Consider the following 24,048-nt stretch of genomic DNA (forward strand, 5'->3'; position numbering starts at 1 on the left):
GTCGCCTCACGCTTCTCGCAGGCTCAGCCCGGAGTCCGCGTCGAACAGGTGCACCTGGCGGAGCGCGACGTGCACGGTGTCCCCCTTCGCGACGCGCGCCGCCGGGTCGAGGCGCGCCACGAACGGCGCCCCCGCGACGGTGCCGTGCGCGTACGACTCGGCCCCGAGGGCCTCGACGATCGCCACCTCGAACGGGGCGCCGCCGTCGCCCGGGGCGAGGTCCACCTCGTGCGGGCGCACGCCGACCGTCACCTGCCGCCCGGACGAGAGCGCGCCCGGGAAGTCGGCCGCGTCGATGTCGATGGCGAGGTCGCCCTGGGCCGCGACCCACCGGCCGCCCCGGCTCTCCAGGCGCGCCTCGACGAAGTTCATGGCCGGGCTGCCGAGGAAGCTCGCCACGAATTGGGTGCGAGGCCGGGCGAAGACCTCGAGGGGCGGCCCCGACTGCTCGACGACGCCCTTGTTGAGCACGAAGATCTCGTCGGCGAGCGTCATGGCCTCGACCTGATCGTGGGTGACGTAGACGCTGGTCGCGCCGAGCCGATCGTGCAGCTTGCGGATGTCGACCCGCACCTGCGCGCGCAGGGCGGCGTCGAGGTTCGAGAGCGGCTCGTCGAACAGGAAGAGCTGCGCCCGCCGCACGATGGCCCTGCCCATGGCCACGCGCTGCCGCTGGCCGCCGGAGAGCGCCCGGGGGTGCCGGTCGAGGAGCGGGCCGAGCCCGAGCATCTCCGACGCCTCCTTCACGCGCGCCTCGATCTCGGCCGGCGGCGTCTTCCGGAGCTTCAGGCCGAAGGCGAGGTTCTCGCGCACCGTGAGGTGCGGGTAGAGGGCGTACGACTGGAACACCATCGCGATGTCGCGATCGCGCGGCTCGAGCCGCGTGACGTCGCGGTCGCCGAGCGCGATCGTGCCGTCGTCTGCCTCCTCGAGCCCGGCGAGCAGCCTGAGCAGCGTCGACTTGCCACAGCCGCTCGGTCCCACGAGGACGGCGAACGAGCCGTCGGGCACGTCGACCGAGACGCCGCGCAGCACGTGAGTCTGGCCGAATCGCTTGTTGAGTCCGCGCACTTTGACAGACGCCATGTTGGAGACTCTCTTGGAAGGGAGGAGTGCCAGGCAGGATCAGAGACCATGGATGATCTGGTCTTCCGGGATGAGCAGCGCCCCGCTCACCGGAGGCAGCTTGACGGTGACAGCGCCGTTCGCGCCCGCCCTATATGTCTTTTTTTCAGGCGAGAGCACGTCGACGAGCACGGTCCCCCGCGTCAGCCCCGTGGTCATCGCCGCCCCGTCGAAGCTCGTGGCGCTCTGCTTCCGGGGGTGCGTGTTGAGCACCACGAGCGCATAGTCGCCGTCCGGCTCCCCCCGCTCGAACGCGAAGATCCCCGCGTCCTCGTCCCCTTCGCCCGTCCGCTCCGTCGACCAGCGCACCCGCTGCTCGCCGACGGTGAGCGCCGGGTAGCCCCTGCGCAGCGCCGTGAGCCGCTGGACCCACCGGAAGAGCGGGTGCTCCGTGTCATAGCCGCTCTCCCGGAGATCTTCGCGGTTCGCCGGATCGTCGCCGCCGCTGAAGCCCTGCTCCGTGCCGTAGTACAGGCAAGGGATGCCGTCCTCCGTGAAGAGGAACAGGAGCGCATTCTTGAGCGCCGCCTCGGGATCGGCCTTGAAGGGCGAGGCGCCCGGGCCGACATGGAGGAAGCGCGGGACGTCGTGGTTGTCGATGAAGTTGACCAGCGCCTTCAGCGGCGGAACGCCAATGCCGTTCGCGTTCGGCTCAGCGCCGTAGTTGAGCGCCCGCGCGTCCCAGAGCGCCTCGATCCGCCGCGTGGCCTGGGCGTCCCGGAAGACGTCGCGGAAGACCCGATAATGCTGGGGGAAATAAAGCACGGAGTCGACGGAGTCCCCCGTGATCGGCGCGGCGCCCGGACAGCCCCCCTCCGCCTCGTCGCCGTTCTCGCGCTCGAGATCGCCGCCGAGCGCTTCGTCGTGCGGGTGGGCCGGGACCTCGTGCTTCGTGAAGCTGCCGACGAGGTCGTCCTTGCCGTCGAAGGCCTCGCCGAACATGAAGAAATCGGCCTTGCCCATCGTCGCCAGCTGCAGCCGGACGTTCTGCGTGAAATAGCGCCAGAACTCGTGCTCGACGTGCTTCAGCGTGTCGATGCGGAACCCGTCGACGTCGGTGAGCTCGACCCAGCGCACGAACACGTCGACCATCGCCCGCTTCACGTCGCAGCGGGAGGTGTCGATGTCCTTGAGGCCGCCCGGGAGATCGCCGTGCACGAGCTGGTCGACATCCTCGAAATCGAGGATGCGCCCCTTGCGGTTGTAGACCTCGGGGTTTTGGAAGAGCACGGGCTGCGGCGGGAGGTGGTTGGTCGCGGGGTCGTGACGGAAGACGATCGGCGCCGGCCTCGACTTGCCGAGCGACGTCCGCGCCTGGACGCCGCGGGGGTCGAACTCCGGATCGTACTCGTTCACTGCCTCGACCTGGAGGCGCCCGTCCTCGCCGCTGCCCTGGATGTCCTCGTCGGGCTGCCCATTCTCGTTGACATCATAATAGAACAGCTGGCCGACGTGGTTCGTCACGATATCGAGGATGACCTTCATACCGCGGCCGTGGGCCGACGCGACGAGCCGGCGCAGCGACGCGAGGTCGCCGAAATGGGGATTCAGCTCGGTGAAATCCTGCGTCCAGTAACCGTGGTATCCGTCGACGCCGGCGTCGGTGTCTACGTTCTTGACGATCGGCGAGATCCAGAGCGCGGTGACGCCGAGCGCCTCGAGGTAGGGCAGACCCTCCTCGAGCCCCTTCCAGTCGCCGCCGTGCCACCTGCTTGGCGCCGAGGACACCCGATGGTTGTTCCCCGCGTCGCCGTCGGCGAAGCGGTCTATCAGCACCTGATAGATGATCTCCTCCCGCCAGTCGCTCGCGTGGGCCCCGAGCGAGGCCGACCGCGCGGGCTCCTCGTCGAGCTCGGCGCACGCCGCCGCGAGGAGCGCGAGCGAGGCGGCCCCGGCCGCCCGCGCGAGGGCGGCCGCGCGCGCCGTTCGCCAGAGGGAGAGTCTCGATCGCCGCCGGTCCATCGCGATCACCTTAGCTCGGCGTGTCGAGCCATCACGCATCCACGCGAGCCGACACACGCGCCGGACGAGAGCCCATCTCGACGGATGAGCCCGATGGGCAGCGGCGCGACCGCGTCCGGGCCAGGCCGCCCGCGCGCTCCGGCAGGAGCTTCTGGAGTGTCAGGCAAAACCGTAGTGTCCGCAGGAGCCTTCCGAGCCGCGGAGCGCAATGCGCAGACGAGCAGCGGCACGGCGGCCGGCGCGGCCACGACGCGATTCTGCCCCGCCCTCAACGCCCCTCGCACGGCGCGAACGCTACACCGGCAGCGGTGGCCCGGTCCACGATTTCTGGACGTAAAAAGCGGGTTTTCGCGGCGCGACACGATCGACGCACACGCAATCGCGCCGCGCGCGACACAGGCGCGCAGGCGCACAGCCGGGGCCGGGACGCGCGTCGCCGGCGAATCCCGATCGTGTGAGCGCCAGCCCATCCGGTCGACGCGACATTCGCGGGACATTCACCGCGCCGTCGCGAGCCCTGTTGTTTCACCGCGGACGCCAGCGACACGGGCTGTCGTTCCGTTGACGGTCATGGCGTCGCATGGCACCGTCAGATTCGTGACCTTCTCGGCGCCTCCCGACCTCGTTCAGGCGAAGGCCAGTGCCGGAGATCACAGGCGCCGGTTCCAGGCGGGCGGGACCGTGGGCGACGGCGTGATCTATATCGAGCGCCCCGCCGACAGAGAGCTCTTCGAGGCGCTCCTGCGCGGAGAGCTCTGCTATGTGCTGTCGACCCGGCACATCGGGAAATCCAGCCTGCGACTCCAGGTCTCGACGCGGCTCCGCGCCGAGCAGGTGGAGTGCGCGAGCGTCGATCTCGGGGCGCTCGGCACCGACACCACCTCGCCGGTGAGCTGGTACCTCGGGATCGCGTCGGAGTTCGCCGAGCAGCTCGGGCTGGAGCCGCCGGACGAGTTCTGGGATGCCCACTGGCACCTCGGGCCGGTGCACTGCTGGTTGCGCTGGCTCGAGGACGTCGTGCTCGTGGAGATCTCCTCCGCGATCGTCCTGTTCATCGACGAGGTCGACGCCACGCTGGCCCTCCCGTTCTCGCGGGACGATTTCTTCGCCGTCCTCCGGGCCGTCGTGAACCGGCGCGCGGAGCGCCCCGCCAACGCCCGGCTGACCTTCTGCCTGCTCGGGGCGGCGGCGCCCTCGGAGCTCGTCGCGGATCCGGCGCGCGCGCCGTTCAACATCGGCCGCCCGATCCGGCTCGGCGACTTCACCCGCGCCGAGGCGCGCGGCTTCCGCGCGGGCCTGGAGGGGCTCGTGGCAGACCCCGACGCGCTGCTCGACGCGGTCTTCGCGTGGACCTCGGGGCACCCCTACATGACGCAGCGGCTCTGCGCCGATCTCGCCGGAGAGCGGCGCGATCTCGACGTCGACGAGGCCGTGGCGCGGCGGTTCCTGGACCAGGGCCGGACCGAGGACCCGAACCTGCGCCACGCGGAGCGGTGCCTGGAGGCGCAGGGGCCCCGCTGCGGGCGGACGCCGGCGCTCCTCCGGCTGTACAAGCAGCTGCTCGACGGCCACCGGGTGGGCGTCGACGCCGGGGACCCGGTCCAGCGGACGCTGCTGCTCTCGGGGCTCTCCGTGGAGCGGACGGAGGCCTCGGGCTCGCCGTACCTCGACGTGCGCAATCGCGTCGTCCGCCAGGTCTTCGACCGGGCGTGGGTGCTGTCGCGGGAGGCGGACCGAGCCACAAGGGAGCCGCTCGCGCGCTGGCTGTCGCACGGGCGGAGGGACGACTACGTCGTGGGCGGCGCGGCGCTCGCGGAGCTCACGTCGTGGTGCGATGGGCGGGCGGACCTCTCGGCGGAGGAGAGGGCGTTCCTCTCCGCCTGCGCGCGGGCGGAGGGCCAGAAGCGGTCGGCGCGGCGGCTCGTCACCGTGCTCGCCGTCGCCGTCACGCTGCTCGGCGGCCTGACCCTCGTGCTCCTCTGGCAGATGGGGAAGGAGGAGCGGGCGCTCCTCCGCGCGCAGCAGGAGTCGCGCGAGAACGGCGCCCGGCGGCTCGCGGCCCAGTCGGCGAAGGAGCGCGCCGAGGGCCTGCTGCCCCGCGCGCGCCTGCTCGCCGTGGAGGCGGCCCTCGCCGCCAGGGCGAGCGGCCGCCCCGCGGGCCCCGCCGTGGTGCAGGCGCTCGGCGACGCGGTCTGGGGCCCCGCCGTCGACCAGGAGGTGCTCGTCGGGAACGGCGGCGCGGTCCACCACGCGGCCTTCAGCCCCGACGGCCGCCTCGTCGCCACCGCCTCGGCCGACGGGGCCGCGAGGATCTTCCGCCTCGGCGGGCGCGGCGAGCCGCTCGTGCTGCGCGCCCCCACCTCCGCCGGCGTCGTCGCCGTCGCCTTCAGCCACGACGGGAGCCTCCTGGCGACCGCGTCGACCGACGGCGCGGTGCGCCTGTGGCGCCCCGACGGCCACGAGGTTCGCGCGCTCGGGACGAGGGACGCCGCGCCGACCAGCGTGGCGTTCAGCCCGGATGGCAGCCGCGTCGTCGCGGGGACGACGGGCGGCGCGATCTACGTGTGGCGCCCCGGCATGGAGGGCGAGCCGCCGCTCGTCGTGCCCCTGGGCGAGCGGCTCATCCGGCGCGCGGTGTTCAGCCACGACGGGGCCCGGATCCTCGCCACGGCCATCAGCGGGACGGTCTACGTCGTCCGCGCCGACGGGCAGGGCGCCCCCGCGGCGCTGAAGGGGCACGGGCCGGGCGTCGAGAGCGCGGACACGAGCCCGGTGGACGACCGCATCGTCCTCGCGACGGGCGACGGGACGGCGCGCATCCCCGGCGCGGACCGGCGTGAGCCCGTCGTCCTCCGCGGGCACGAGGGCGCGGTGCGCAGCGCCGCCTTCAGCGCCGACGGCGGCGCGGTGGTCACGGCCTCCGCGGACGGGACCGCGCGCGTCTTCCGCGCGGACGGCAAGGGCGCGCCGATGGTCCTCGAGGGCCACGAGGGGGTCGTGAACAGCGCCGCCTTCAGCCGCGACGGCGCGAGCGTCGTCACCGCGTCGGAGGACGGGACCGCGCGGGTGTGGCGGCTCGGCGGGCCGGGCGAGCCGCTGCTCCTGCGCGGCCATGAGGGGCCGCTGACCGGCATCGCCATCAGCCACGACGGCAGCAGGATCGCCACCGCCGGGACCGACAAGACCGCGCGCGTCTTCCGGGCCGACGGCTCGGGTGAGCCCGTCGTCTTCCGCGGGCACGCGGAGCACCTGCTCAGCGTCGACCTCAGCCCCGATGGGAGCCGCCTCGTCACCGGCTCGGCCGACAAGACGGCGCGGATCTGGCGCGCCGATGGGCGGGGCCAGCCGATCGTGCTCGGGGTCCACGACGACCGGGTGGTGGGCGTCGCCTTCAGCCCGGAGGGCACCCGGATCGTCACCACCTCGTGGAACGGCATCCTGCGCGTGTTCGAGGACGGCGTCCCGGGCGAGCCCGTCGTGCTGCGCGACGAGCGCGCGGGGCTGCTCCGGGCGGCGTTCAGCCCGGATGGCCAGCACATCGTGGCGACGTCGGGGCCCAACGTGAAGGTCTGGCCCGCGGACGGCCGCGGCGCCCCGCGCGTCCTCCCGTCGGGGTACGAGGACCGGGCGATCGCCGCGATCGCGGTGAGCCCGGACGGGAGCCACGTCGCGATCGCCGCGCTCGACGGCGGCGTGCGGCTGCTCCGCGTCGACGGCCAGGGCCAGCCCCTCCTCCTGAACGGCCTCGGCGCGGCGGTCCGGACCGTCGCGTTCAGCAGCGACAGCGCGCGCCTCGTCGCGGTGTCGAGCGACGGCATCGCGCGGGTGCTCCCCGTCGACGGGCAGGGCGAGGCGATCACCCTCCGCGCCGAGGGCGTCACGCTGACGGACGCCGTGTTCAGCCCCGACGCCACCCGCGTCGTGACCGCCGCGAACGACGGCGCGGCGCGCGTCTTCTCGATCGCGGCCGAGTCCCTGATGGCGCGCGCATGCGCCTACGCCGGGCGCAACTTCACGCGCGAGGAATGGGCGCAGCTCATGCCCGGCATCGACTACCGCGCCACGTGCCCCGAGTGGCCAGGCGCCCCCGAGCAGGACGCCGGCGCAGCGCCGCGGCTGGACGTGCGCTGAAGCGGGGAATCGTCGGTGAGTGTCCGGGCGTGTCGGCGCGCTCCGCGGCGGGCCGTGATCTTCTCTATCGGTTGCACGCGAAAGCTGAACTCACGCGAAGCCACGTGAACCCACGTGAACCCACGTGAACCGCGCGCTGCGCGCTGCGAGGCGCCTGGCAGCAGCCCCACAGGATGCCTCTCCCACCTTTATTCCGTGGGGGCGGACCTTCTTGTCATGGTTCGCGCTTCAGCGGGAACCATGTATGCTCGGCCAGGCTTGCTCGCCCTCTGCCGCGCACTGCGCGGCCCCTGATCGCTGCCCGGTCTATGGCCCCGCTCGACCCGTACGCCGAGGAGCCGAACCTCGTGGACACCGCCGCTTCGCGGATCGGGACAGCCCTGAACGCCAAGTGGCGGCTCGACGATCTGCTCGGCGTCGGCGGCATGGGCGCGGTGTTCGCGGCGACCCACCGCAGGGGGACGCGGGCGGCGGTCAAGGTCCTCCACATCGAGTTCGCGCGCAACGCCGAGCTGCGGGACCGCTTCCTGCGCGAGGGCAAGATCGCGAACCGGGTCGATCACCCGGCGCGCGTCGCCGTGGTCGAGGACGACCTCAGCGACCGCGGCGAGCCGTTCCTCGTCATGGAGCTGCTCTCCGGCACCACGCTCCAGCGGCTCGCGAGCAGCGCAGGCGGCACCCTCCCCCTCGCCCAGGTGCTGCCCGTCTTCGACGTCGTGCTCGATCTGCTCGAGAAGTGCCACTCGATCGGCATCGTCCACCGCGACATCAAGCCGGCCAACATCTTCGTCACGAGCGCCGGCCACGTGAAGGTCCTCGACTTCGGCATCGCCCGGATGCGCGACCCCGAGCGGCAGGCCACGCGCGCGGGGCTCACGTTCGGCACGCCGGCCTTCATGTCGCCCGAGCAGGCGATGGGCGTGTCCGGCATCGACGGCCGGTCCGACCTCTGGTCGGTCGGCGCGAGCCTGTTCACCCTCCTGTCAGGCAAGCGGCTCAACCGCGGCCGGAGCGAGTCCGAGTCGTATTTCCTCGCCGCGACGCAGACGGCGCCGTCGATCGCGACCGAGGTCCCCGACCTGCCGGTCGAGATCGTGGCGTTCGTCGACAAGGCGCTCGCCTTCGAGCGCGGGGGCCGCTTCCAGAGCGCCGCCGCGATGCGCGGCGAGCTCCGCCGGCTGACGGCCGCGCACGCCGCCGGCCAGCTGACGCCCTCGCGCGAGAAGAAGGCGCCGCGCGTGCTCGTCCGCGGCAACGACACCATCGACGAGGAGCAGGATCCGCCGTCGATCGTCGAGCAGACCTGCCAGCGGCTCGTCGGCGTCTGGAGGCAGCTCGCGCTCGTGCTCAGCAACATCCGCCAGTACGGGTGGAACCACCCCCACGTGAACAAGGGCATCCACTTCGCGTTCGACGAGATCACGCGGACGCTCTCGCAGAACCCCCTCGGCGTCCGCTGGGAGGTCACCCCGAGCGCGTTCACCTCGGGCGGCCAGCCGATCTGGCAGCCCGACAGGCCCCCGTTCGATCGCATCCCCTACCAGCTCTTCGCCGACGGCGTCCGGAAGATCCAGATCAAGGCCGGCATCACCGAGGCCGAGCTCCGCGATTTCGCCGCCATCCTGCTCCGCGACCAGAGCTTCGGCATGGGCGAGGACGACGACGCCGTGACCGCGCTCTGGGACCGGCGCTTCGAGCACATCGCGTACATGGCGATCGACCAGTTCGCCGAGGGCGACGCGGACCTGGAGGATTTCGAGGAGCAGTGCCGGGAGGTCGCGGTGGGGGCGCGCGCCCTCGCGCAGATCGAGAGCCTGTGGGACGAGAGCTCGCTCGCGGGCAGGGCGCTGCAGCGGAACGTCGAGGCCGCGCTCGCGGAGACGGGCGCGGCCGCCTCGGCGCTCGCCATCGACCCGCTGACCCGGAGCACCCTCGGCGCCCAGATCGCGCTGCCGTCGGAGCAGTGGAACGAGCGCTACATGGACGCGTTCGTCGACGGCTACGTGGACGCCGTCCGGCACGGCGACGAGGACCGCATGACGGGGGCGCTCACCGCGTGGACCGCCGACCAGATCGTCCTGCACAGCTACGAGCTCGCGTTCGAGGTGCAGACGATGCTCCGGCGCGCGTTCTTCGCGCGGCTCGACGGCATGCAGCGCGGCGCGGCAGGTGCGGCAAGTCGATCAAGCGCCGCGCTGCCGCAGCTCTCGCCGCGCGCCGTCGACCGGGCGCTCGCGCAGGCGATGTTCCCGGTCGAGGCGCTCAGGGCGATCCTCAGCGATCTCGCGACGGCTCACCCGGAGGAGGCCACCGGCGCGGCGGCCACCGGCGCGGCGGCCACGGGAGCGTCGGCCACCGGCGCGGTGGGCCACGGCGCGGCGGCCGCAGGCGCTGCCCTCGGCGGCGCGGCGGCCGCAGGCGTGGCGGCGCAGGCCGGCGTGGGCCGGAGCGCGGCGCAGGCCGGCGCAAGCCGGAGCGCGACACAGGTCGACGCAGGTCGGAGCACGGCGCACGCCGATCCAGGGCGCAGCGCGGCGCAGGCCGGCGCAAGCCGGAACACGTTGCAGGCCGGCGCAAGCCGGAACACGTTGCAGGCCGGCACAAGCCGGAACACGTTGCAGGCCGGCGCAAGCCGGAGCGCGGCGCAAGCCGGCGCGAGCCGGAGCGTGGCGCCGCTCGACCCGGCGATCGTCGAGGGGCTGGCCCACGCGCTCGACGTGCTCGAGGACGGCTCGCTCTTCAGCGCCGCATGCCAGTGCCACGGCGCGGTGCAGTCCGAGCGCCTGCGCGAGGTCCTGTTCGCCTACATGCGGCGGTGGGCGCCGGGCCGGGAGGCCGAGCTCGGGGACCTGCTCTCTCGCGCCCCGGCCCCCCTCGCCCTGACGCTCCTCCAGCTGCTCGCGCAGCTCAAGACGCCCGGCGCCCTCGCCGCGCTGGAGGCCGGCTTCGCGAGCCCGCACGTCGAGGTGCGCATCAACGCGCTCGCCGAGCTCCCCGACGCCGCCGCGGGCGAGGGCGGCTCCGCGAGCTCCGCCGCCGAGCGCGTCCGGGAGGAGCTCCAGAAGCTCCTCGACGACCCCGCGCCGCCGGTGCGCTGCGAGGCCCTGCGCCTCATCGGCAAGCTCGGCGTGCTCGCCGCGGGCCCGACGCTCGTGCGGCGGATCGTCGCGCCGTCGTTCCACGACCTCTCGGGGGCAGAGCGGCGGCAGTGGCTCGAGACCGTCGCGCACCTGAACCCCGCGCGCGCCGAGAAGCTCGCGATCGAGCTGCTCGAGAAGCGCCAGCTCATCCCGTCCGAGGCGATCGAGCAGACCCGCGAGCTGGCCGCGCACTTCCTCTGCCAGGCGCGGAGCTACGAGGCGCTCCGCGCGGTCAAGGAGGCGACCAAGCCGCGCTGGTGGAACACCCCGCCAGTGCGCGACGCCGCCGCGCGCGCCGCGGTCGCGATCGCCGCGCGCCTCGTCGCGCCGACCCGCCCGAGCGAGCGCCCGCCGGCGCAGGCGCACCCGGACGCGAGCGCGCCGCCCTCGCGCGCAAAGCGCTCGTACTCGCCCGTCTCGGTCCGGCGCGTGAGCCCGGGCGGGCCGCTCAGCCTGCCCGACCAGCTCGAGCCGTGGAGCACCCCGCGCCCCGGATCCATGACCCCGAACGGCGGCGACGGCGGCCGATCCGCCTACAGGGCGCCGCTCGTGTCGCCGGTGCCCGCCTCGACGAGCGCCGCCTCGGCGCCTCCCACCTCCGTGCCGTTCAGCCGGCGTGGGCCGCCGCCTTCCTCCACGTCGTCGTCCACCCCGACGGCCGCGCCGCCGCCAATGCCGCCGTCGATGCCGCGCCCGGCCGCGCCGCCGAGGTCCCCGGCCCCGCCCTCGAGCGCCAGCGCCGCGCCGTACAGCGTGCGGCAGGGCCCCGCCTCGTTGCCCTTCGGCGCGCCGTCCCGCACGGCCATCGAGCCTGCGCCCGGCAGCGCGGTACCCTCGACGAAGCCGGCGCCGTCTCCGTCGCCCCGCGGCGGGAGGAAGCCGTGAGCGAGGAGAAAGCCAACCTCCACGAGAGCACCGGCGACACGGCGATCTCGGGCGTGAAGGCCGACGGGCGGCGCCGCGCGGCGCTCGGCCTGGTGCAGATGATCTACCGGCTCGCGAAGGCGTGCCTCCTGCACAGCGACTCGAACCAGGCGGTGCTGTCGCTCGTTCCGTCCGCGATCGACAGCATCGTCCAGTTCTGCGAGCTGTCGGGGAGCGAGGCCGCGACGATCGTGTTCGCGGGCAACACCCTCTTCATCAACGGCCAGATGCTCCGCGCCTCGCGCGAGACGTACGAGGTCGCCCTGGAGCTCGGCAGCTTCTTCGAGGCCTGCGACGTCTCCGAGCTCGTGCTCGAGAAGGCGGTCCGTCGCGCCGAGCTCGCCGCCTTCGCCCGCCTCCTCGCCGACGCCCAGCGCGACCGCAGCATCGCCGCGCGGCTCCTCCAGTCGAGCCTGCGGGGCGTCCGGGTCCGCAAGCTCACGAACCCGTTCCCTGGCGGGGCCATCGACGGCGACGGCACCCGCATCGGCCGGATCAGCCGCACCTACGCGGCGGCGATCCTCGTGATGCGATCGTTCTACGCGGCCCTGCGCTCGTCCCCGGCGATCCTGCCGCAGCGGGTGAAGCGCGTCGCGCAGAAGCTCGTCGCCGCGGCCGAGGAGGACGCGCGCCTCCTGCTCTCGGTCGCCGCGGGCAAGATCGCCGACCCGGACGAGGGGGGCATCAGCGTGTCCACGGCGATCGTCGCGCTGGGCATCGCCCGGCAGCTCACGACCGACAGGAGGATGCTCGGGAGCCTCGTCACCGCGGCGCTGCTCTACGACGTGAGCCGGCTGCGGCTCACGGGGGTGCTCGCCGGCTCGGCCGACGGCGAGGAGCCGGTCGCGCGCTCTCTCCTCGAGCGCGGCCTGAGCGACGACGAGAAGGAGCGGCTGCCCGCGAGCGCGGCCGTCATGTTGACGGCGCTCGGCAAGCTGCACGCGCCCTCGATCACGCGCACGGTGATCGCCTACGAGGCGCTCGCGCTCCGGCAAGGCGGCCGGCAGGGCCCGCTCTACGGCGGCCGGCGCAGCCCCACGGTGCTCGCGCGGATCCTGGCGGCCGCCCGCCAGTTCACGGAGCTCCGGACGGCGCCGTTCCCGACGATCGAGACCGCGTCGGGCGGCGCCTCGTCGCTCGACGCCGTGCTCCAGCGCATGATCTCGGGCGCCGAGAGCGCGACCGACCGGGCGATCGGCAAGCTGCTCGTCGGCGCGCTCGGCATCATCCCGACGGGGACGTTCGTGCAGCTGAGCACCGGCGAGCTCGGGGTCGTCCTCTCGACGCCGCTGTCGCCCGCGCACTTCGCGCAGCCGCCGGTGCGCGTCCTGTTCGACGAGCAGGGCCACCTCCTCGGCGCGCCGTTCGACGTCGACCTCTCGCAGCGGGCGCCGGGCGCGGAGCCGTGCTTCATCGTCCGGCCCGTCGAGGTCGAGCCTCACCACGAGCGGGCGATCCGCGCCGCGTTCGGCTTCCGTTCCGGGAGGGGCGCCGCGGGGGTGGAGTCGCGCGTGACGGCCGCCGCGCCGGTGCTCTTCGGCGACGAGGTCCCGCCGACGGAGCCGGGCGACACGCTCGCGCCGCGCGCGGTCCGCTCGGAGGAAGGCGCGCGCTCCGCCCAGGCGCGCAAGGAGGCCGCGTGGCTCGGCAGGCCGCTCGCGGGCTCCGCGCAGGCCGGGCCGTCGCCGACCAGCGTGCAACCCCGGCAGCCCGCGCCGGCGGATCGCCCGGCGCCGGCCGAGCGGGGTCGCGACGAGAACCTCATCTCGACGCAGCCGCCTCCCTCGACGGCGGCGGCGCGCGCGGCGATGGCCGTCCCTCCTCCGCCGCGGTTGCCGCGGGACTCGCGGCCCTTCGGGCAGGTCGCGTCGACGAGGTACTCCGTGCCGGCGCCCGAGCCGACGCGCCCGTCGCGGCAGTTCGAGCGCCGGGACGACGCGCCGGCGCGGGACCCGGGCGTGGGCCAGCTGCCGACGATCGGCCCTCCGGCGGGGTTCCCGGCGTCGCGGAGGTCGGGTGATCTCCGGCTCGGCGCGTCGGCGCGCCGGTCGGATTCCCGAGTTGATCCGGAGGATTGGGACTGGGACGACGAGCTCCCGACCATCGATCCGCCGCCGCCGGGGCCGCCGCCGACCTCGCGGAGCCCTTCCTTCGCGTCCGAGCCTCCGCCCGCCAGCGCGCTCGATCACGCGCCCACGTACACCCCGCCCCGTCCTTCGAGCCACGCGTCGGATCGCGCCCCTGCCCCTCGCCATCCATCGCCCCATCCTTCCAGCCACGCGTCGGACCGCGCCCCGGGCTATCCGCCGCCCCATCCTTCCAGCCACGCGTCGGACCGTGCCCCTGCCCCTCGCTATCCATCGCCCCATCCTTCCAGCCACGCGTCCGACCGTGCCCCTGCCCCTCGCTATCCATCGCCCCGTCCTTCCAGCCACACGTCCGACCGTGCCCCTGCCCCTCGCTATCCATCGCCCCATCCTTCCAGCCACGCGTCCGACCGCGCCCCTGCCCCTCGCTATCCATCGCCCCGTCCTTCCAGCCACGCGTCGGACCGTGCCCCTGGCTACGCGCCGCCCCGTCCTTCCAGCCACGCGTCGGACCGTGCTCCTGGCTATCCGCCGCCCCATCCTTCTTCCAGCCACGCGTCGGACCGCGCCCCTGGCCACGCGCCGCCCCGCATCCCCAGCCCGACGCCGGCCCGTGCTTCCAGCCACGCGCCGCCCCGCATCCCCAGCCCGGCGCCGGCCCGTGCCTCCAGCCATGCGCCGGGCGGTGCCCCAAGCTACGCCCCGGAGCCTGTCCCGACGGAGCGGAACGCGCCGCGCGCGTTCTCCAGCGCCGGGTCCGGCGCGAGCCTGGACGACGCGGACCTGACGTGGACCGACGAGCTGCCGACGCTCGATCCTCCCCCGCCGCCGAGCACGGAAGAGCTCGAGCGCGATCGGCTGCTCGCGGCGTACCTGGCCGAGCGCACGCCGTTCCCGCAGGCTGGTCTTCATGAATGGAGCTCGGCGCCCAGCGAGGCGCCGGGGCGCGCCGAGGCGGACGTCGACGGCAGGTGGCGCGGCGACGCGCTGTCCCAGCGGCCGGCGCCCGACTCGCGGGCGATGGCGCCGATCACCATGGCGCCGACCAGCTCCAGCTCCTTCGGCGCCACGAGGCGCCCGCGCGCGCCCATCCCGCGGGAGGAGCCCGAGGACGACGGGGGTGATCCTCCGGCGCCGGAGGGACGGGACCGCTGATGGCCTGGCCCGCTGCGGCGAGCCGTGGGCTCGCTGCGCTGCTGCTCGCCGCGCCGGCGTGCGCCGACGACGGCAGGGATCCCCCGCCGGTCGAGCACGCCTGCAAGCTCGAGTACCTGGGCGAGGAGGGCGCCGAGATCCGCATGGAGGTCATCGCGCTCGACTCGAGCGACGCGGCGCACCCGGTGAGCGACGGCGACGGGATCGACATCATCATGCCGCCGCAGGGCGGGCGGGTGCTCTTCCTGGGCGTCCGCGCGACGAACCTGAGCGCTTGCGGCGTCCAGCTGTCGGGCTCGCTCCGCGATCCCGTGTCCGGGCGTGTGATGTCCGAGTCGAGGACGGTCAACCTCAGGCCGACCGGCGACGGCTGGGGAGCGAGCGTCGACGCCGACATCTCGACCTTCGCGAACGTGGGAGTCTGCCCGAACAACTGGTCGGGCAGCGACATCTTCGATCACGACTACGAGATCGAGGTGCAGGTGAAGGACAGGGAGGGCCGGACGGCGAAGCAGGTGCGGCAGGTCCGGCCGGCGTGCAACGAGCCCGAGTTCGAGGTCGAGTGCCGCTGCATCTGCAAGCACGGGTACGTCCTCGGCGAGGCGTGCGAGTAGGCCGGAGCGCTGCGAGTCCAGCAGCGGAACGGATGATCCGAAGCGATGTCGCTCGCGCCGGCGCGGCCGCGCGCCCTACACGTCGAGGTCCTTCCACCGCCTCGAGCGCCGGGAGAAGATCAGCATCCCCACGAGCGAAGCGACCCCGATCGCCGCGAACGAATACCAGATCTCGTAAGGCCGGTAGGTCTCCCAGAGCAGGCGCGTCGCCTCGGCGGCGTCGATGTGCAGCGTCTCCTGCAGCGTCCTGAAGGCCTGCTGGCGCGACACCCCGAGGAGCTCCGAGAGCGACGCTACATCGCCGTCCCAGGCCTTCCCCTTGGCGAGATCGGTCTTCTCGGCGAGGTAGCGCAGGGCCAGCGTGGCCTTCTCGCCCCGGGTCCCATAAAGGATCCCCGCCATCTGCGCGCCGATCGCGGGGCCGATCGCCGCCGGGATGTTGATGTAGCCGAGGTAGAGCGCCTTCTTTCCCTTCGGCGCGATGAGCGAGAAATACTCGCTCTTCTTCGGGCCGGTCAGCATCTCTCCGATGGAGAAGAGCAGGATGCCCAGGAAGAGGACGTAGAGCGACCTCGTGGTCCCTGAGACGAGGATGCCGAAAATGGCGACGAGGATGCCCAGCGTCATCGCCGAGAGCACCTTCATCCTCGCCACCAGGTACGAGAAGGGCACGAGGAGCAGGACGATGCTCACCGAATTCACGTTGAGCACGTTCTCCTGCTTGAGCTGGACCCCGCGCGGATCCTTGATATCGAGCCACGACGCCGGGAGCCAGGGGTTGTTCTGCACGAAGGAGGTGCTGCTGATCCAGTCCGTGTAGAAGTTCGGCATCAGGTCCCAGAGCTGGTACATCATCAGCCAGAACCCCGAGAGCAGCAGGATCACGGTGATGAGCCGCGCGTCCCAGATGTTCTTGATCGTGTCCTTGAAGACCTTCCACGCCCCGGAGGTCTTGTCAGCGCCGGAGTCGACCTCCTTGTACGTGAACAGCATCAGGAAGTTCAGGGAGATGATGGCGGCGCAGCCATAGAAGACCCACGACCAGCTCTTGCCGTGGAGGTAGCCGGCGAGCGGCGGGCCGATCGCCGCGCCCACGTTCACGAGCCAGTAGAAGAGGCCCCACCCGACCGACGAGTTCGACTTGTCCATCGACTGGGCCAGGGTGCCCTGGATCCCGGGCTTGAAGAGGGCCGTGCCCGTCGCGAGGATGACCACGCCGAGCAGGAAGCCGGTGAAGCTCCGCTGCGTCGCCATCAGCAGATAACCGATGATCTTCAGCCACACCGTGATGAAGATCGTGCGCTTGTAGCCGTACCGGTCGGCGTAACCGCCGGTGACCATCGGGAGCAGCGACTGGATGAGGGCCCAGACCATGTAAATGGTGCCCTTGTCCTGCTGGCTGAAGTGGAGCCCTCCAGGCTCGTCGGCCTGGGCGATGTAGATGGGCATGACGACGCGCACGCCGTAGTAAGCCAGCCGTTCCCACATTTCCATGGTGCAGCCCATCCAGAAGGAGCGCGGCAGGCTTTTCAGGGTCTGAGCAAAGGAAAGCTTCTGCGGCGCCTCGACGGCCGGCTCGCTCACGGCGGCGTTGGTCATTTCATGCTCCTCGTGCGCCCGGGCCCCGGGCAAGCCCTCGTACCACACCGAGAGGAGCGTACACACCTGGATCACAAGCGTGTCCCGCCGCGGTCCGTCAGGGGCAACTACGATTGAGCAGCTCCTTCGCAGCGAGCGAGCGGGCGCCGGTCTCATGCGCGTCGAAACAGCCGATCTCCACCGCCTCGCTCTGCAGTCCGATTCACGCTTCGACAGCGCGGATCATGGATCATCCTGGACAGCAGAGCCGGGAGCGAGCGGAGCTCGCGCCATGTCGCCCACCGGGCGGGTGGTTCGCTCGTGATCCGTGAGGGGCGTTTCTTGTCAGGGCATGGCGCGACGCGCCCTGCGACCGCCACCTGCCTGCCGCGGCACCTGGCGACCGCGGTCCCGTCCGGCCAGCGCCCGCCTCCCCTGCCGCGCCGCGCAGCGGCGCCGGCCGAGCGGCGCTGCAGCTCGGCCGCCGGCGAGTCTTTGCCTGCGGCGCCGTCCTGGTGGTAGGGCAAACCCCGTGATGCACGCGCGGCGGAGCGGCGATCGATCCGGCGGGACCACGCTGGAGCAGGCGATCGCGCGTTTCCTGACCTACCTTACGGCCGAGCGGCGGGCCTCGCGCCACACCGTGGCTGCGTACCGGCGCGACCTCGAGCAGCTCGCGCGCTTCGCCCGCGAGAAGGCGGCCGCGAACGCCGATCACCGCCCTGCGCGAGCGCGCAGCAAGGCCCCGGCCCCCGGCAAGGCCCCGGCCCCCGGCAAGGCCCCGGCCCCCGGCGAGGCTCCCTCTCCGGACGAGGCCACGGCCGTGGATGGCCTCGACGTGCTCCTCCTGCGCAGCTGGCTGGGCTCGCTCGCGCGCACCCACGCGCCCGCCTCGATCGCGCGCAAGGTGGGCGCCGCCCGCGCCCTGCTCCGCTACCTGGAGCGGCGCGGCGAGGTCGACAAGAACGCGGCGGCCCAGCTCGCCCTGCCCAAGGTCCGGCGCCCGCTGCCCACCTTCCTGGACGTCGACGCCGCCGCCGAGGTCATGGAGATCCCCGGCGCCGAGACGGCCGAGGGGCTCCGCGACCGCGCCATGCTGGAGACCCTCTACGGCGCGGGCCTGCGCGTCTCCGAGCTCTGCGGGCTCGACCTCACCCACGTCGACCGGCGCCCGGCCGACAGGGCCGCGGTGCGCGTCGTCGGCAAGGGCGACAAGGAGCGGATCGTCCCGCTCGGCTCCCACGCCCTCGCCGCCATCGAGCGCTACCTCGAGCGGCGCGACGAGCTCGCCGACCCGACGACCGGCGCCCGCGACCCCCGCGCCCTCTTCCTGTCCCGCCGCGGCGCGCGCATCGGCGTGCGCCGCGTCCAGGCGCTGGTGCAGCGCTACGGCGCGCTCGGCGCCGGCCGGGCCGACCTGCACCCGCACGCGCTCCGGCACACCTGCGCGACCCACCTGCTCGACGGCGGCGCCGACCTCCGGGCCATCCAGAAGCTGCTCGGGCACGCCTCGCTCGCCACAACGCAGCGGTACACGCACGTCTCGATCGACCACCTGCTCAAGGTCTACGACGCCGCTCACCCCATGGCGCGGAAGCGGGGCCCGGCGTGAAGCGAGCCTCGAGCTCGCCGGGCCCCGCGGTCCCGACGCTGGCCCGCGCGTGGGCGGGGCGGCTCGCCAGGAGCGCGCTCGGCGCCAGCGTCTTCGGCGTCGTGGCCGCGTCGCTCGACGCCGGGTGGGCCACGGCGGGCGCCGGCGACGACGCCGCCTTCCAGCTCGCCACCTACCTCGCCGACATCGGGGTGTTCGCGCCCGTCGCGCTCGTCGTCGGCCTGCTCGCGGGCGCCTCCGCGATCGTGGTCGACCCGTCGAGCCCGCCGTCGCCGGCCACGCTCGTGGGCGCGCTGCGGGTGCGGGCGATCGGCCGGCCCGCCGACATCGCGGCGTTCGTGCCGCTCGCGGTGCTCGCGGCCTTCCTCTGGATGACCCTGTGCGCCCACCTCGCCCGCGCCCTGCTCGGCCTCGAGGCCGCGCCCCTCCTGGTCGGCACCGCCGTCGCCGCGGGCGCGCTCGGCCTCGGCCTCATCGCGGGCCTCGCCGTCCTCGCCCTCACGCCGCCGCTCAGGCGCGCGCTCGCCAAGGCCAGCGACGGCCGCCCCGCCTGCGTCGATCCGGCGGTCACGGGCGGCGTCGCGCTCGCGATCGCCGCGGCCCTGTTCGCGTTCGGGGTCGCCACGGGCGGCGTCTCGGGCGAGGGCGGCTTCCTCGGCATCTACGGCATCTTCAAGCGCCCCGAGCTCGACCTGCGCGCCCCGGCGCTCCTCCTGGTCGTCGCGCTCGCCGCCTCCCTCGCGCCGGTCGCGGTCCGGACGGCGCGCGCGCCCGTCGCGCTCCTCGCCGCGCTCCTGCCGCTCGCGCTCACCGCGCGCGCCGCCTCGGCGCTCAACGCGGAGCCCGCGGTGGCGCAGGCGATCGAGCGCGGCGCGCCCGTCGGAGGCAAGAGCCTCGCGGTCCTGCGCCGCCTCGCCGATCGCGACGGCGACCGCGCGGCCGCCCTCTTCGGCGGCGGGGACTGCGACGACCGCGACGCGCGCGTCCACCCGCTGGCCGAGGAGATCCTCGACAACGGCGTCGACGACGACTGCTCCGGCGGCGATCTGACGGCCGCGGCGCTCGCCGCGCTCGCCCCCGCCCCGAAGGCGGACCCGCGCGCCGACTCGCGCGGGTCGCCCGCCGCGCGCCTGCCGGCGGACCTGAACGTCGTCCTCGTCACCGTCGACACGCTCCGCTGGGACCTCGGCTACGCGGGCAACCCCCGGCCCGTGTCGCCGAACCTCGACGGCCTCGCGGCCCGCTCCACGGTGTTCGAGCGCGCGTACTCGCTCGCGTCCTACACGGGCAAGAGCGTCGGCCCGATGCTCATCGGCAAGTACGGGAGCGAGACCCACAGGAACTGGGGGCATTTCAACAAGTTCAGCGAGGAGGACACGTTCGTCGCCGAGCGCCTGAAGCGCGCCGGGGTGCGCACGATGAGCGTGCACGGGCACCGCTACTTCGGCAGCTTCGGCGGGCTCGACCGCGGCTTCGACGTGGTGGACATGTCCGCGGCGCCGCCGGAGGGCGCGCCCTGGGACGTCGACAACAAGGCGACGAGCGCCGCGCTGACCGACGCCGCGCTGCGGCTGCTCGGGTCGGCCGACAACACGGGCGGGCGCTTCTTCCTGTGGGTCCACTACCTCGACCCGCACGCCGACTACCTCCGGCACGACGACGCGGCGGGCTTCGGCGCGGCCTCGCAGCGGGATCTCTACGACGGCGAAGTGGCCTTCACGGACCGGCACATCGGCCGGCTGCTCGACGCGATCGCGGCGGCGCCCTTCGGCGGGCGCACGGCGATCGTCGTGACGAGCGATCACGGCGAGGCGTTCGGCGAGCACAAGATGTTCCGCCACGGCTTCGAGCTCTGGGAGGAGCTCGTGCGGGTGCCGCTGGTCGTCCATGTGCCGGGCGCGGCGCCGTCCCGGGTCTCGGCGCGGCGCAGCCTGATCGATCTCGCGCCGACGCTGCTCGATCTGATGCGGGTGCCAGGGCCTGCCGAGGGCGCGGCCGCGAGCGACTTCCTGTCGGGCGCGTCGCTCTTGCCCGACGTGTTCCTCGCCCCGGGCGAGCAGGCCCAGGCGCGCGACGTGCTGATCGACATGCCGGCAGGGCCGTACAACGACGCGCGGCGGTCGTTCCTCCGCGGCGACATGAAGCTGACGATCTCGGGCGGCGCCCGGTTCGAGCTCTACGACCTGGCGAGCGACCCGGAGGAGCGGAAGAACCTCTGGGGCACGCCGGCGGCGAAGGAGATCGAGCCGTACTACGCGGCGGCGCGGGCGCGCCTCCGCGAGGTCCACGTGACCGGCGCCCGCAAGTGACCGCCGCCCGCAAGTAACCGCCGCCCGGATTCGACCGCCCCGTGAAGCGGCCGGCCTGTGCGGCTGACCGGCCGCGCCGGTCGGTGGCCTGACGCGCGGCGGCCTCGTCCGATCTCCGCGGCGGACGGACCCGCGCGCGATCACGCCGAAAATTACTTGCACATGCGCAACCAATGCGTAGACAATAATATTGTGAGCAAGCAAAAGGTCCTGGGCTCGCCGATCGAGCAGTTCGCGCGGATGATGTTCTCGCGCATCATCGCGGGGCTCGCGCGGACGCTGCACGAGGAGGACTTCAGCGTGGCGCAGGTGGCCGCGCTGCACCTCGTCGATCAGGAGGGCGCGATGCGCGTCACCGCCCTCGCCACGTCGCTCGGGCTCTCGGCCTCGGCCGGGAGCCGGCTCGCCGATGGCCTGGTGCAGCGTGGGCTCCTGGCGCGGGAGGAGGATCCCGAGGACCGGCGCGCGAAGACGCTCGCGCTCACGCCGCTCGGCCGCCGCTTTGTCGACCGGGCGAGCGTGGAGCGGGTGCGGGTGATCATGGAAACGGCCAGGTCGCTGCCGGAGGAGATCTCGGCGGCGATGCTGATCGCGGTCCGCGCGTTCCGGCGAGAGTGAGTGTCTTTCATCGAATCTCGCGTGAGGTGTGGTGTGTGAAACCCCTTGTGGGAAGAGGAGGTCAACATGGATATCGTCGTGCTTGAGTCTCATGAGATCCCGGCCGCGCTCGCCGCGCTCCGGGAGGTGGCCCTGGCCGACGGCATGCTCGCGCCCGCGGAGCGCGGGGTCCTCGAGGAGATCGCGGCCCTGCACGGGGCCCGCATCGACGTCGTCGACGTTGACGCGCTGCCGCGCGTCGCGCCCGAGGCGGTGGCCCGCGCCATCCCGGATCGGCACCGGCGCAAGCGCCTGGTGCAGCTCGCGCTCGTGACCGCCATGGCGGACGGCGAGGTGACGGCGGCCAAGGTGGACACCGTGGAGGCGCTCGACCGGGCGCTCGGCGTGCGCGAGCCGGGCGTGGGCGTGCTCCGCCTCGTGGCGCGCGGCCACAGGCGGCTCGCCCAGACCGCCGTGAGGCGCCGGCTCCTCGGCTCGTTCATCCGCGAAGCCATGGACGAAGCGGGCCTCTCCGGCGTGCGCAGGCTCATCGGGCCCTTATTCGGCGCGGGCGTCGAGGATCGCGCGCGGGCCTTCCGCTACAAGCAGCTCGGGCTCCTGCCCGAGGGCACGTTCGGCCGGGTGTTCTGGGAGCACTGCACCGCGCGCGGCTTCCTGTTCCCCGGCGAGAGCAGGGACGCGATCGCCGAGCGCATGGTGTTTCACGATCTCGGCCACGTGCTGGCGGCGTACGACACGGATCCGGCGGGCGAGATCCAGGCCGGCTCCTTCCAGGCCGGGTTCATCCGGCGCGACGGGTTTTCCTACCTGATCTTCGTGCTCCTGCAGTTCCACCTCGGGATCCAGATCACGCCCATCGCCGCGCCGGAGGTGGGCTTCTTCGACGCGCACAGGGTGCTGCGCGCGGTGGCGCGCGGCGCGGCCTGCAAGGTCGACCTGAGCGATCGCTGGAACTTCTGGGATGTCGTCCACTTGCCGCTCGACGAGGTGCGCGAGCGGTTCGGGATCCCGCCGCTCGCCGCGAGGGAGCCGCGGCAACAGGCAGCCTGAAGGCGCGCCTGCGCGGCGTCCGAGGCCTCCGCGCGACAGCAGGGGGCCTCCCGGCGCGCGTCGAGCTCGACCGCGACGAACGTGGCCTCGTCGGCGAGGCGCCCCCGGGGCGTTTGCCGCCCGGCCACGGTTGGCTCGACGCCCCAACTGCGGTAGCCACATCGCCGATGCGTCGGCCCGCGAGACTCGAGGCAGTCGCCCAGCCGCCGCTCCTCGACCGCGTCAACCTCCGCCGCATCGAAGCCGCGCGAGCGCTGGACCCTCTCACGCGGTCCGCGCTGGGTCAGTTCCTCACGCCGCCGCCGGTGGCGTCCTTCATGACGTCGCTGTTCGAGCGGTCCTGCGAGGAAATTCGCGTTCTGGACGCCGGCGCCGGTGTGGGCAGCCTCCTCGCGGCATTCACGGCCGAGGCCTGTGCCCGCAGGGTACGCCCGAGCGCGATCCGCGCGACGGGCTTCGAGATCGACCCGCGACTCGCAGCGCACCTGCGTCGGACTGCGCGCGAGTGTCGCGACGAGTGCGCCGGCGCCGGGATCGACTTCACTGCCCGCATCATCGAGGCCGACTTCATCCGGTCGGCCGTCGAGCGGCTCGACGGCGGCCGGTCTCGCCCGAGCATGCCACGCTCGTTCACGCACGCGATCCTGAATCCGCCGTACAAGAAGCTCAGCTCGGACTCCGAGGCCAGGTCAGCGCTGCGGCGCGTGGGCATCGAGACCAGCAACCTGTACACGGCCTTTCTTGGTCTTGCGATCCTTCTTCTGGAGCCGGGCGGGGAGCTCGTCGCGATCACCCCCCGGAGCTTCTGCAACGGCCCCTACTTTCGGCCGTTCCGAGAGCTGTTCTTCCGAGAGATGTCGCTGCGAAGGGTGCACGTCTTCGCGTCGCGCAAAGCGGCGTTCGCGGAGGACGAGGTCCTTCAAGAGAACATCGTTGTACATGCCGTCAAGAACGGCCGGTGCACGTCCGTCACCATCTCGTCGTCGCGCGGTCCCGAGGACAGGCTGCTGTCCGTCCGTTCCGTGCCCTTCGAGGACGTCGTCCGGCCTGGAGATCCCGAGCTGTTCGTCCATGTGGTGCCGGACGATGCCGGGGAGAGCGTCGCTGCCACGTTCGCCCGCATGCCATCACGCGTGACGGACTTGAATGTGGACGTCTCGACGGGCAAGGTCGTCGACTTCCGAGCGCGCGAGTTCTTGCGGCAGGAGCCCGACAGGGGCACCGGTCCGCTGATCTACCCGACGCACTTTGCGTCGGGCGTCGTTCGCTGGCCCAAACGCTGCAAGAAGCCGAACGCCCTCGTAGACGCGCCTGAGACGGCCGCTCTCTGGATGCCCAGCGGGAACTACGTGCTCGTCAAGCGCTTCTCGTCGAAGGAGGAGCGGCGGCGGGTCGTCGCCGCCCTCTTCACGCCTGAGAGCGCTCCGGGAGCCAGGATCGGGTTCGAGAACCATCTCAACGTGATCCACCGCAATGGCAAAGGGCTGCCGGCCCTGCTGGCGCGTGGCCTGGCTGCCTTCTTGAACTCGACCCTCGTGGATACGCACTTTCGGCAGTTCAACGGCCACACCCAGGTAAACGCGACCGACTTGAGGAACCTCGGGTATCCGACAGTCGAGCAGATCGAACAGCTCGGGCGACGGGTGCTTGATCCCTGCCTTCCACAGGATGAACTTGATCACATTGTCGAGGATGTACTCGACCTATCCTCATAGAGGCGGTCACGAGTCACGGGCCCGTGAA

Annotated in this window: 12 protein-coding genes; 9 read left to right on the forward strand and 3 right to left on the reverse strand. The window is 72.9% G+C overall.

Annotation, left to right across the window (positions count from 1 at the left end):
* Positions 1–6 precede the first annotated feature (6 nt).
* Entirely contained in the window at positions 7–1,086 is a 1,080-nt protein-coding gene (locus WME73_RS43260) for an ABC transporter ATP-binding protein (protein ID WP_437913395.1), read from the reverse strand.
* A gap of 39 nt (positions 1,087–1,125) precedes the next feature.
* The gene (locus WME73_RS43265) at positions 1,126–3,087 is read right to left on the reverse strand and encodes an alpha-amylase family glycosyl hydrolase (RefSeq protein WP_437913396.1); all 1,962 of its coding nucleotides are present in this window, start codon (positions 3,085–3,087) and stop codon (positions 1,126–1,128) included.
* 570 nt (positions 3,088–3,657) lie between these two features.
* Here WME73_RS43265 and WME73_RS43270 point away from each other — a divergent pair.
* From WME73_RS43270 to WME73_RS43285, 4 genes are all read left to right on the forward strand, one after another.
* Positions 3,658–7,218 (forward strand): AAA-like domain-containing protein, encoded by a 3,561-nt coding sequence (locus WME73_RS43270; protein WP_437913397.1) that lies wholly within the window; start codon positions 3,658–3,660, stop codon positions 7,216–7,218.
* A gap of 308 nt (positions 7,219–7,526) precedes the next feature.
* Positions 7,527–11,243 (forward strand): protein kinase domain-containing protein, encoded by a 3,717-nt coding sequence (locus WME73_RS43275; RefSeq protein WP_437913398.1) that lies wholly within the window; start codon positions 7,527–7,529, stop codon positions 11,241–11,243.
* Positions 11,240–14,524: a hypothetical protein gene (locus WME73_RS43280; RefSeq protein ID WP_437913399.1), complete on the forward strand. Its 3,285-nt coding sequence runs from the start codon at positions 11,240–11,242 to the stop codon at positions 14,522–14,524. The genes WME73_RS43275 and WME73_RS43280 overlap by 4 nt, the downstream gene beginning before the upstream one ends.
* The gene (locus WME73_RS43285; RefSeq protein ID WP_437913400.1) at positions 14,524–15,138 is read left to right on the forward strand and encodes a hypothetical protein; all 615 of its coding nucleotides are present in this window, start codon (positions 14,524–14,526) and stop codon (positions 15,136–15,138) included. The genes WME73_RS43280 and WME73_RS43285 overlap by 1 nt, the downstream gene beginning before the upstream one ends.
* A 75-nt stretch (positions 15,139–15,213) precedes the next feature.
* Here WME73_RS43285 and WME73_RS43290 read toward each other — a convergent pair whose 3' ends face one another.
* The gene (locus WME73_RS43290; RefSeq protein WP_437913401.1) at positions 15,214–16,737 is read right to left on the reverse strand and encodes an MFS transporter; all 1,524 of its coding nucleotides are present in this window, start codon (positions 16,735–16,737) and stop codon (positions 15,214–15,216) included.
* 514 nt (positions 16,738–17,251) lie between these two features.
* Here WME73_RS43290 and WME73_RS43295 point away from each other — a divergent pair.
* The 5 genes from WME73_RS43295 (at position 17,252) to WME73_RS43315 (ending at position 24,020) form a co-directional block, all read left to right on the forward strand.
* Entirely contained in the window at positions 17,252–18,328 is a 1,077-nt protein-coding gene (locus WME73_RS43295; protein ID WP_437917500.1) for a tyrosine recombinase XerC, read from the forward strand.
* Positions 18,325–20,637 (forward strand): sulfatase-like hydrolase/transferase, encoded by a 2,313-nt coding sequence (locus tag WME73_RS43300; RefSeq protein ID WP_437742120.1) that lies wholly within the window; start codon positions 18,325–18,327, stop codon positions 20,635–20,637. The genes WME73_RS43295 and WME73_RS43300 overlap by 4 nt, the downstream gene beginning before the upstream one ends.
* Before the next feature lie 162 nt (positions 20,638–20,799).
* Entirely contained in the window at positions 20,800–21,255 is a 456-nt protein-coding gene (locus WME73_RS43305; protein WP_437913402.1) for a MarR family winged helix-turn-helix transcriptional regulator, read from the forward strand.
* A gap of 66 nt (positions 21,256–21,321) precedes the next feature.
* Positions 21,322–22,305 carry a hypothetical protein gene (locus WME73_RS43310; RefSeq protein ID WP_437742122.1) on the forward strand — a complete coding sequence of 328 codons (984 nt, stop codon included), beginning with the start codon at positions 21,322–21,324 and terminating at the stop codon, positions 22,303–22,305.
* A 167-nt stretch (positions 22,306–22,472) separates the two neighbouring features.
* Positions 22,473–24,020 (forward strand): Eco57I restriction-modification methylase domain-containing protein, encoded by a 1,548-nt coding sequence (locus WME73_RS43315; RefSeq protein ID WP_437913403.1) that lies wholly within the window; start codon positions 22,473–22,475, stop codon positions 24,018–24,020.
* Positions 24,021–24,048 lie beyond the last annotated feature (28 nt).

Source organism: Sorangium sp. So ce302, from assembly GCF_051530145.1.
Taxonomy (GTDB): Bacteria; Myxococcota_A; Polyangia; order Polyangiales; family Polyangiaceae; genus Sorangium; species Sorangium cellulosum_B.

Bases quoted from the DNA above. Each gene is read 5' to 3' on its own strand.
- WME73_RS43275 (WP_437913398.1), top strand. From the start codon at position 7,527: ATGGCCCCGCTCGACCCGTACGCCGAGGAGCCGAACCTCGTGGACACC.
- WME73_RS43295 (WP_437917500.1), top strand. From the start codon at position 17,252: ATGCACGCGCGGCGGAGCGGCGATCGATCCGGCGGGACCACGCTGGAG.
- WME73_RS43315 (WP_437913403.1), top strand. From the start codon at position 22,473: ATGCGTCGGCCCGCGAGACTCGAGGCAGTCGCCCAGCCGCCGCTCCTC.
- WME73_RS43310 (WP_437742122.1), top strand. From the start codon at position 21,322: ATGGATATCGTCGTGCTTGAGTCTCATGAGATCCCGGCCGCGCTCGCC.
- WME73_RS43270 (WP_437913397.1), top strand. From the start codon at position 3,658: ATGGCGTCGCATGGCACCGTCAGATTCGTGACCTTCTCGGCGCCTCCC.
- WME73_RS43285 (WP_437913400.1), top strand. From the start codon at position 14,524: ATGGCCTGGCCCGCTGCGGCGAGCCGTGGGCTCGCTGCGCTGCTGCTC.
- WME73_RS43265 (WP_437913396.1), bottom strand. From the start codon at position 3,087: ATGGACCGGCGGCGATCGAGACTCTCCCTCTGGCGAACGGCGCGCGCG.
- WME73_RS43290 (WP_437913401.1), bottom strand. From the start codon at position 16,737: ATGACCAACGCCGCCGTGAGCGAGCCGGCCGTCGAGGCGCCGCAGAAG.
- WME73_RS43305 (WP_437913402.1), top strand. From the start codon at position 20,800: ATGCGCAACCAATGCGTAGACAATAATATTGTGAGCAAGCAAAAGGTC.
- WME73_RS43260 (WP_437913395.1), bottom strand. From the start codon at position 1,086: ATGGCGTCTGTCAAAGTGCGCGGACTCAACAAGCGATTCGGCCAGACT.